The sequence below is a fragment of the Escherichia sp. 20412-1 genome (assembly GCF_003027595.1).
Taxonomy (GTDB): domain Bacteria; phylum Pseudomonadota; class Gammaproteobacteria; order Enterobacterales; family Enterobacteriaceae; genus Escherichia; species Escherichia marmotae.
In genome coordinates, this window is record NZ_PYQM01000043.1 from 23929 (window position 1) to 33997 (window position 10069).

The 10069-nt window shown below is 51.8% G+C and carries 10 protein-coding genes and 2 tRNA genes; 2 read left to right on the forward strand and 10 right to left on the reverse strand.

Features of this window, described 5'->3' with window-relative positions:
• Positions 1-16: 16 nt before the first annotated feature.
• The 7 genes from ilvA to ilvL all read right to left on the reverse strand — a co-directional run bounded on the left by ilvA (position 17) and on the right by ilvL (position 6571).
• A complete protein-coding gene (gene ilvA, locus C7B16_RS20265) occupies positions 17-1561 on the reverse strand; it encodes a threonine ammonia-lyase, biosynthetic (protein WP_107180068.1) in 1545 nt (514 codons plus the stop codon).
• Between the two features lie 2 nt (positions 1562-1563).
• A complete protein-coding gene (gene ilvD, locus C7B16_RS20270; protein WP_001127407.1) occupies positions 1564-3414 on the reverse strand; it encodes a dihydroxy-acid dehydratase in 1851 nt (616 codons plus the stop codon).
• 63 nt (positions 3415-3477) lie between these two features.
• Entirely contained in the window at positions 3478-4407 is a 930-nt protein-coding gene (gene ilvE / locus C7B16_RS20275) for a branched-chain-amino-acid transaminase (RefSeq protein ID WP_000208520.1), read from the reverse strand.
• Positions 4408-4426: 19 nt separating this feature from the next.
• Positions 4427-4690: an acetolactate synthase 2 small subunit gene (gene ilvM / locus C7B16_RS20280; RefSeq protein WP_000983255.1), complete on the reverse strand. Its 264-nt coding sequence runs from the start codon at positions 4688-4690 to the stop codon at positions 4427-4429.
• Positions 4687-6333 carry an acetolactate synthase 2 catalytic subunit gene (gene ilvG / locus C7B16_RS20285; protein ID WP_107180069.1) on the reverse strand — a complete coding sequence of 549 codons (1647 nt, stop codon included), beginning with the start codon at positions 6331-6333 and terminating at the stop codon, positions 4687-4689. The genes ilvM and ilvG overlap by 4 nt, the downstream gene beginning before the upstream one ends.
• 2 nt (positions 6334-6335) lie before the next feature.
• Positions 6336-6386 (reverse strand): peptide IlvX, encoded by a 51-nt coding sequence (gene ilvX, locus C7B16_RS20290; protein WP_001387183.1) that lies wholly within the window; start codon positions 6384-6386, stop codon positions 6336-6338.
• Positions 6387-6472: 86 nt separating this feature from the next.
• Complete coding sequence (gene ilvL / locus C7B16_RS20295; RefSeq protein WP_001311244.1) at positions 6473-6571, reverse strand: ilv operon leader peptide; 99 nt, start codon at positions 6569-6571, stop codon at positions 6473-6475.
• 350 nt (positions 6572-6921) lie between these two features.
• Between ilvL and C7B16_RS20300 the strand changes: the two genes are divergently transcribed.
• A complete protein-coding gene (locus tag C7B16_RS20300) occupies positions 6922-8442 on the forward strand; it encodes a YifB family Mg chelatase-like AAA ATPase (protein WP_000059010.1) in 1521 nt (506 codons plus the stop codon).
• A gap of 25 nt (positions 8443-8467) precedes the next feature.
• Here the strand turns inward: C7B16_RS20300 and maoP are convergent, their stop codons facing one another.
• Positions 8468-8806 (reverse strand): macrodomain Ori organization protein MaoP, encoded by a 339-nt coding sequence (maoP, locus tag C7B16_RS20305; protein ID WP_000841001.1) that lies wholly within the window; start codon positions 8804-8806, stop codon positions 8468-8470.
• A gap of 118 nt (positions 8807-8924) precedes the next feature.
• Here maoP and hdfR point away from each other — a divergent pair, with 118 nt between their 5' ends.
• Positions 8925-9764, forward strand: a complete 840-nt coding sequence (gene hdfR / locus C7B16_RS25075) for an HTH-type transcriptional regulator HdfR (protein ID WP_000379233.1) — start codon at positions 8925-8927, stop codon at positions 9762-9764.
• Between the two features lie 95 nt (positions 9765-9859).
• Here the strand turns inward: hdfR and C7B16_RS20315 are convergent.
• Positions 9860-9935, reverse strand: a tRNA-Trp gene (locus tag C7B16_RS20315).
• 8 nt (positions 9936-9943) lie between these two features.
• A tRNA-Asp gene (locus C7B16_RS20320) sits at positions 9944-10020 on the reverse strand.
• Between the last annotated feature and the right edge of the window lie 49 nt (positions 10021-10069).

The following is a 10069-nucleotide window of genomic DNA, read 5'->3' on the forward strand; positions in this document are numbered from 1 at the left end:
CATCAGGCATTTTTCCCTAACCCGCCAAAAAGAACCTGAACGCCGGGTTATTGGTTTCGTCGTGACAATCGTAGCCCAGCTCATTCAGCCGGGTTTCGAAATCCGGTTCATGGTCGCCAAGTTCGAACGCCGCCAGTACGCGCCCGTAGTCGGTGCCATGACTGCGATAGTGGAACAAAGAGATATTCCAGTGCGTACCCAGCGTGTTAAGAAAGCGCAGCAGCGCGCCCGGTGATTCCGGGAATTCGAAGCTGTAGAGGCGTTCCTGCAACGGATGCGATGGACGCCCGCCGACCATATAGCGCACATGTAGCTTCGCCATTTCGTCATCGGAGAGATCAACCACGCTGTAGCTGCCTTCGTTGAGCATCTGCAAAATTTCTTTGCGCTCCTCAAGGCCGCGGCTTAAGCGCACGCCGACAAAAATGCAGGCATTTTTGGCATCTGCAAAGCGATAGTTGAACTCTGTGACCGAGCGCCCACCGAGTAGCTGGCAAAATTTAAGGAAACTGCCTTTTTCTTCCGGAATGGTCACCGCCAGCAATGCTTCGCGCTGTTCACCCAGTTCGCAACGTTCCGAGACGTAGCGCAGGCCGTGGAAATTGACGTTAGCTCCCGAGAGCACATGCGCCAGGCGCTCACCACGAATGTTGTGCTGGGCGATATATTTTTTCATTCCCGCCAGCGCCAACGCGCCAGACGGCTCCGCCACCGCGCGCACATCTTCGAACAGGTCTTTCATCGCCGCACAGATGGCATCGCTATCAACGGTGATGATGTCGTCGAGATACTCCTGACACAGACGGAACGTTTCGTCACCAATGCGCTTGACCGCGACCCCCTCAGCAAACAAACCTACGCGCGGCAGGTCAACAGGATGACCTGCATCCAGCGCCGCTTTCAGGCAGGCTGAATCTTCCGCTTCCACGGCTATCACTTTGATTTGCGGCATCAGTTGTTTGATCAGCACCGCCACACCCGCCGCCAGACCGCCGCCGCCGACCGGCACAAATACGCGATCAAGATGGGCGTCCTGCTGGAGCAATTCCAGCGCCAGCGTGCCCTGTCCGGCAATCACCATCGGATGATCAAATGGCGGAACCCAGGTGAAGCCCTGCTGCTGCGACAGTTCAATCGCTTTGGCTTTTGCTTCATCGAAGTTCGCACCGTGAAGCAACACTTCGCCGCCGAAGCCGCGTACCGCATCAACTTTGATATCAGCGGTGGCGGTTGGCATGACGATTAGCGCCTTCACGCCTAATCGTGCGGAGGAGAACGCAACGCCCTGCGCGTGGTTACCCGCAGAAGCAGTGATCACGCCGTGCGCTTTCTGTTCTTCCGTCAGGCCCGCCATCATGGCGTATGCGCCGCGTAGCTTAAAGCTGTGCACTGGCTGGCGGTCTTCGCGTTTTACCAGAATGACGTTATCAAGACGCGACGAGAGTTTTTCCATTTTCTGCAGCGGCGTGACCTGCGCCGCTTCATAGACCGGCGCGCGTAGCACCGCCCGTAAATACTCAGCGCCTTCCGGTGCGCCAGACAGGGGTAGTGAGTCTGCCATTATTAACCCCCTAGTTTCGATTTATCGCGTACCGCACCTTTGTCGGCACTGGTCGCCAGGCTGGCGTAAGCGCGCAGAGCAAAGGAGACCTGACGTTCACGGTTTTTCGGCGTCCAGGCTTTATCACCACGGGCTTCCTGCGCTTCACGACGTGCCGCCAGTTCTGCATCACTTACTTGTAACTGAATGCTGCGGTTCGGAATGTCGATGGCGATCAGGTCACCGTCTTCAATCAGGCCAATGCTGCCGCCACTTGCCGCTTCCGGTGAGACGTGACCGATGGAAAGGCCAGAGGTGCCGCCAGAGAAGCGACCGTCGGTGATCAGTGCACAGGCTTTACCGAGGCCCATCGATTTCAGGAAGCTGGTTGGGTAGAGCATTTCTTGCATCCCCGGACCGCCTTTCGGCCCTTCGTAGCGGATCACGACTACGTCGCCTGCCACAACTTTGCCACCGAGGATCGCTTCTACCGCGTCGTCCTGACTTTCATACACTTTCGCCGGACCGGTAAATTTCAGGATGCTGTCATCGACGCCCGCGGTTTTAACAATACAGCCGTTTTCCGCGAAGTTACCGTAAAGTACAGCCAGACCACCGTCCTGGCTGTAGGCGTGTTCCAGTGAGCGGATACAACCGTTAGCACGGTCGTCATCGAGGGAGTCCCAACGGCAATCCTGCGAGAACGCCTGGGTAGTACGGATACCCGCCGGGCCTGCACGAAACATATTTTTTACCGCATCATCCTGGGTCAACATGACGTCGTAGTGTTCCAGCGTTTGCGGCAACGTCAGACCGAGCACGTTTTTCACATTGCGATTCAGTAATCCCGCGCGATCCAGTTCCCCGAGGATACCGATAACGCCACCAGCACGGTGAACATCTTCCATATGGTATTTCTGAGTGCTCGGCGCAACTTTGCACAACTGCGGGACTTTACGTGAAAGTTTATCGATATCACTCATCGTGAAATCGATTTCTGCTTCCTGCGCCGCTGCCAGCAGATGGAGAACGGTGTTAGTGGAACCGCCCATCGCGATATCCAGCGTCATGGCGTTTTCAAATGCCGCTTTGCTGGCAATATTACGCGGCAGGGCGCTTTCATCGTTTTGCTCGTAGTAACGTTTGGTCAGCTCGACAATGCGTTTACCGGCGTTAAGGAACAATTGCTTACGGTCAGCGTGGGTTGCCAGCAGTGAGCCGTTACCCGGCTGCGACAAGCCCAGCGCTTCGGTCAGGCAGTTCATCGAGTTGGCGGTGAACATCCCGGAGCAGGAGCCGCAAGTTGGGCAGGCTGAACGCTCAACCTGATCGCTCTGGGAGTCAGAGACTTTCGGATCTGCCCCCTGGATCATCGCATCAACCAGATCAAGTTTGATGATCTGATCGGACAGTTTGGTTTTTCCGGCCTCCATCGGACCACCGGAAACAAAGATCACCGGAATATTCAGGCGTAGGGAGGCCATCAGCATCCCTGGGGTGATTTTGTCGCAGTTGGAGATACAGACCATCGCGTCGGCGCAGTGGGCGTTCACCATATACTCAACGGAATCAGCGATCAGTTCGCGAGATGGCAGTGAATAAAGCATGCCCCCGTGGCCCATGGCGATCCCATCATCCACCGCAATGGTGTTGAACTCTTTGGCAACACCGCCAGCCGCTTCAATTTGTTCAGCGACCAGTTTACCGAGATCGCGCAGATGGACGTGGCCCGGTACAAATTGGGTGAACGAGTTCACAACCGCGATAATCGGTTTGCCAAAATCGGCGTCGGTCATTCCGGTGGCGCGCCACAGCGCACGAGCCCCCGCCATATTACGGCCATGAGTGGTGGTGGCGGAACGGTACTTAGGCATACTTTATTTACTCCCAGTGTCTGTCTCGTAAATGGGACGGTGCGTGCCATCCCATTTTTGTATTTATTGATTAACTTGATCCAACCAGCCCCATTTATCTTCGGTTTCGCCGGTGAAGAGGCCAAAGAAGGCTTGCTGAATACGTTTGGTAACCGGGCCACAACGACCTTCGCCTACCTGAATACCGTCTACACTGCGCACTGGCGTGATTTCAGCCGCAGTACCGGACATAAAGACTTCATCTGCCAGATAGAGTGATTCGCGCGACAGAACTTGCTCACGCACTTCAATTCCCAGCTCTTTCGCCAGTTTGATGATGGCGTCACGGGTAATGCCCGGTAATGCGGATGAGGTAAACGGCGGGGTGAACAGCACGCCATCTTTCACTTCAAACAGGTTTTCGCCTGCACCTTCAGAGATGTAACCATTCACATCCAGCGCGATACCTTCCTGATAGCCATGGCGGCGCGCTTCGCTACCCACCAGCAGGGAAGAGAGGTAATTACCACCCGCTTTCGCCGCAGTTGGGATGGTGTTTGGTGCTGCGCGGTTCCAGGAGGAAACCATCGCATCGATCCCCTGCTCCAGCGCTTCTGCGCCCAGATACGCTCCCCACGGGAAAGCGGCGATAATCACGTCGGTGGAGTATCCCGCTGGCGGGTTTACGCCCATGCCAACGTCACCGACAAAAATCAGCGGACGGATATAGGCACTGGTGAGATTATTTTTGCGGATTACGTCGCGGCAGGCTTCCATCAGCTCATCAATACTCTGTGAAACCGGGAAGCGATAGATTTTTGCGGAGTCATGCAGACGCTGCATATGCTCACGATGACGGAATACAACCGGTCCTTTATGTGAGTCGTAGCAACGGATACCTTCAAAAACCGAGGTGCCATAGTGCAGCGCGTGCGACATTACATGCACCTTCGCGTCTTCCCAGCGAACCATCTCCCCATTGAACCAAATGTAATCAGCTTTCTTCGTGGTCATTTTTATATTCCTTTTGCGCTCAGGCGCGGATTTGTTGTGATGTTGTTGTGCTCTGGCAGATGGCAACGTGTGCGACGTCCACCAGTTTGTTTAACTGACTAAACAGTAAGTCGACCGACCGTGGGCTGGCAACGGTCAATTCGATATTTATATTTTGTGCATCACTGGCGGCGGCCATATTCATTGAGCAAACATGGAAACCACGATGGCGCACCACGCGTAAAACACGTTCTAAGGTTTCCGGATTGAAGCGAGCCGATACATTAACCTGATGTTGCATCATGATAATTTCTCCAACATTTCTGAATTACTGGCACCAGGCGGCACCAGTGGCCAGACGTTCTCAAGTTCGTCGATTGAGACATGAAGCAGGTATGGCCCATCACTGTTCAGCATGGTGTCGAGTGCCGCTTCAACCTGGTCTTTACGGGTGATGTGTTGACCAGGGATACCGAAGGCTCTGGCTAACATGAGGAAATCGGGGTTATCGGTAAGGGTGGTTTCGCTGTATCTTTCCTGGAAAAACAGTTGCTGCCATTGTCGAACCATCCCTAACCGTTGGTTATCGAGTAAGACGATTTTCAACGGTAATTGCTTGCGTTTTACGGTGCCCAACTCTTGCACATTCATCATGAAAGAGCCGTCACCGGAGATACAAACAACGGTATCGTTCGGTCGCGCGATTTGCGCGCCAACCGCCGCTGGTAAACCGAAACCCATGGTGCCTAACCCACTGGATGTGATGAAATTTTCCGGACGAGTATGGGCAATGTGCTGCGCGGCCCACATCTGATGCTGTCCCACATCCGTGGTCACAACACAATCCGCAGCCTTACGATCCGACAGTTGTTTTAACAACAACGGCGCGTAGATAGCCTCTCCGGGGTGATCGTAGCGCCAGGCATGTTCATCACGCAGTTGTGCGCAATATTGCTGCCAGCCATTGATATTTAACGACTGCTGTAATGCCGGTAACAAAGCATTCAAATCGCCCTGTAATGCCACATGCGCCTGACGCAGTTTGTTCATTTCTGCTGGGTCGATATCCATATGGATCACGCAGGCATGTGGTGCGAAGGTATTCAGTTTGCCGGTAACCCGGTCATCAAAACGTGCACCCACGGCGATCAGCAGATCACACTCCTGTACCGCGAAGTTCGCCGCTTTGGTGCCGTGCATCCCCAACATTCCCAGATAGTACGGATAATCCGTCTCGACTGCGCCCAGCCCTTTCAACGTACAGGTGACAGGCATTTTTGTGGTCGTGAGAAACTCACGCAGAGCAGGAACAGCCTGCGCCATACCGACACCGCCGCCGACATACAACATCGGCTTTTGCGCTTTAGTCAGCATCTGTCGCGCTTGCTCAACTTCTGCATGTGGAAAAGTCACTTCGTTTTCAACGGTGGTGAACCACGGTTCCAGATCGCCACTGGCTAACTGAATATCTTTTGGGATATCAACCAGAACCGGGCCGGGACGACCTGAGCTGGCGACATCAAACGCTTCCGCCATGATGCGTGGTAATTCTTCCAGCGACTGCACCAGGAAGCTGTGTTTGGTACAGGCTAACGACAATCCCAGTACATCCACTTCCTGAAATGCGTCGGTGCCGATAAACGGTGCGGACACCTGACCGGTGATGGCAACAACCGGAACAGAATCTAACAGCGCATCCGCCAGTCCGGTGATCAGATTGGTTGCACCAGGGCCAGACGTGGCAATGCATACACCGGTTTTGCCGGTAGCACGAGCATAGCCGATAGCTGCCATTGCCGCCCCTTGCTCATGTCGGCACAACAAGTGCTCCACGCCGCCGTCATACAATGCATCATAAACCGGCATAATTGCGCCACCCGGATAACCAAAAACGGTATTCACCCCCTGTGCCCGCAACGCATGTACCACCCACTGTGCGCCATTCATAGTTAGTTCCCCGTCCTGAATCTTGAGAAACAGAATTTTGTGCTGTTATTCATTGTCTGCTTCTCGGTTATGTTTTTAAGGTCAAAAAAAACCCCCGGACCTTTCGGTGCGGGGGTCTTAGTTCGTTAAGGCTTGATCTCTAAGCCTTTCCTCGTCCAAGTGCAGCCCCGCACGGTGGGATAATAATCACCACCACGCTAATCACGACCAGGCTAATCACTCGTAGAAGGGCTGTCATTTTGTCTTTTCTTGCATCTTGTTCGAAGGAATACCTAAAGAGTTACCATAGATTTTGCGAATGGCACAAGATATTTTTTGGTCGCTTTTTATGACAAATATAATAATTTCTATAAAAACCATTGTTTTTTATATAAAAAATAGTGAATGAAAAAAATTCAATTTCCGTATAATTCTTGCCCTTTCTTAAAGACTAATTCTTGCACGCCTCATTTTTGCGAGCGTTAATCCATCGCTAATACAACTCAAATCACCTTGCATAAATAAACAGGAATCTACCGCCAAATAACACAATTTAGCAGGCTACAGCAGCGATCTCTTATGTTCATAATGGTGACTTAAGGAGGACTTATGTCACTGTCAATTGTTCATACCCGTGCCGCGCTGGGAGTAAACGCTCCGCCGATCACTGTTGAGGTACATATCAGTAAAGGTCTACCCGGATTAACGATGGTGGGCTTACCAGAAACAACGGTAAAAGAAGCACGCGATCGCGTGCGTAGCGCCATTATCAATAGCGGATATGAATATCCGTCGAAAAAAATCACCATAAATCTTGCGCCTGCCGATCTACCGAAAGAAGGTGGAAGATATGATTTACCTATCGCCATTGCGTTGCTGGCTGCCTCTGAACAGCTTACAGCCAATAAGTTGGATGAATATGAATTAGTTGGGGAACTGGCGCTTACAGGCGCTTTGCGTGGCGTTCCCGGCGCAATCTCCAGTGCAACTGAAGCTATTAAGTCGGGCAGAAAGATTATCGTCGCGAAAGACAATGAAGCGGAAGTAGGGCTAATTAACGGTGAAGGATGCCTGATAGCCGATCATCTACAAGCGGTCTGTGCATTTCTGGAAGGTAAACATGCTCTCGAACGCCCGAAACCAACAGATGCGGAATCCTGGGTATTACAACATGATCTCAGTGATGTTGTCGGTCAGGAGCAAGGAAAGCGAGGGCTGGAAATTACCGCCGCTGGCGGGCACAACCTTTTACTGATTGGGCCGCCGGGAACGGGTAAAACAATGCTCGCCAGCCGTATTAATGGTCTGTTGCCAGATTTAAGTAATGAAGAGGCACTGGAGAGTGCTGCGATATTAAGTCTGGTAAATGCCGAATCGGTACAAAAACAGTGGCGGCAACGCCCGTTCCGTTCACCACATCACAGTGCGTCGTTAACTGCGATGGTTGGCGGTGGTGCAATTCCCGGGCCTGGTGAAATTTCGCTGGCGCATAACGGCGTGCTTTTTCTTGATGAGCTACCTGAATTTGAACGGCGTACATTGGATGCCTTGCGGGAGCCCATAGAGTCAGGCCAGATCCATCTTTCACGCACGCGAGCGAAAATAACCTATCCGGCACGTTTCCAGCTTGTCGCGGCGATGAATCCCAGCCCTACCGGACATTATCAGGGGAACCATAACCGCTGTACGCCAGAACAAACATTACGTTATCTCAACCGACTCTCAGGTCCCTTTCTCGACCGCTTTGATCTCTCACTGGAGATCCCTCTCCCACCGCCCGGTATTCTGAGTAAAGCGGTAGTTCTGGGGGAAAACAGCGCCACCGTTAAACAACGCGTAATAGCTGCCAGAGAGCGCCAATTTAAGCGGCAGAATAAACTGAATGCCTGGCTGGATAGCCCAGAAATACGACAATTCTGCAAGCTTGAGAGTGAAGACGCACAGTGGCTGGAAGAAACGCTGATCCATCTGGGATTATCTATTCGTGCCTGGCAGCGGTTACTGAAAGTATCAAGAACCATTGCGGATATTGATCAGTCTGAGACCATCACACGCCCGCATCTGCAGGAGGCGGTTAGCTATCGAGCTATCGACCGCTTGTTAATCCATTTGCAAAAACTACTGGCATAAAAAAAGGGCATTTCGCCCTTTTTTATTAATCGTCGGAATCGGTGTAGTCTTCAGCACCTTCGACCTGCGGTTTACCGCCGGAAAGAGTGTGAAAACGTTTTGGACGCTTGATACGCGTCATATATTTAGACCACACGCGTTCTGCTTCTGTCACTGGCTCACGTTCGCCACGGCATACTGCTACGAAGAGTTTCTCTTCTTCGGTCACCGGCTCGCGTTTACCGAGATCCAGCTCATTGAAGGCATAACCATGACGTTCAAGCAGTTGTGCCTCTTTGATGGTGAAATCACCATGACGAGAGAACCCACGTGGATAATGTTTATTGTCGAAATATCGATTAGTCGTCGTAAAGCTTTCCGCCATCCTGCACGCTCCTAATTCTTTGACCGAGCTAGTTATGGCGCGGAGTATTAGTTACGCTTGACAGAGTGTAAAACAAAACATTTAAATCATAACGACAAATAATTTTGCGGAGAGCACTGTGGATACGGAATTGTTAAAAACTTTCCTGGAAGTTAGCCGAACACGTCACTTTGGTCGAGCGGCTGAATCGCTCTATCTGACCCAATCAGCTGTGAGTTTTCGGATCAGGCAACTGGAAAATCAACTGGGTGTGAACCTTTTCACCCGCCACAGGAATAATATCCGTTTGACCGCTGCAGGAGAAAAGCTCCTGCCTTATGCAGAAACGCTCATGAGTACCTGGCAGGCCGCCCGTAAGGAAGTGGCACATACCTCACGACATAATGAGTTCTCCATCGGTGCCAGCGCCTCGTTGTGGGAATGTATGCTTAATCAGTGGCTGGGACGTTTGTATCAAAATCAGGATGCCCACACAGGGTTGCAGTTCGAAGCGCGGATCGCCCAACGGCAGTCACTGGTAAAACAACTGCATGAACGTCAGCTTGATCTTCTTATTACCACTGAAGCGCCCAAAATGGACGAGTTTAGTAGCCAGTTGCTGGGGCATTTTACTTTGGCACTTTATGCCAGCACCCCTTCTAAATTAAAAGGAGATCTTAACTATCTGCGACTGGAATGGGGGCCAGATTTTCAACAACATGAGGCCGGTTTAATCGGTGCTGATGAAGTTCCAATCCTGACAACCAGTTCTGCCGAACTGGCACAGCAACAGATTGCAATGCTTAATTGTTGTACCTGGCTACCAGTAAGTTGGGCTCGCAAAAAAGGCGGATTGCATACTGTTGTCGACAGCACAACGCTTTCACGTCCTCTCTATGCTATATGGCTGCAAAATAGTGATAAACACGCGTTGATTCGCGATCTATTGAAAATTAACGTTCTGGATGATGTGTATTAATTAAAATAGCTGGCAAGGATGCCGGAAGAAGGTTTTACTTTGGATGAATTTATTACAGATAAAAAAAATCCTTAGCTTTCGCTAAGGATGATTTCTGGCAGGGGCGGAGAGACTCGAACTCCCAACACCCGGTTTTGGAGACCGGTGCTCTACCAATTGAACTACGCCCCTAATTAGGGTGGCGGAACGGACGGGACTCGAACCCGCGACCCCCTGCGTGACAGGCAGGTATTCTAACCGACTGAACTACCGCTCCACCGAATTCTTTTACAACCACCAGTTTTATGACCGGCTTACTGCTAAAT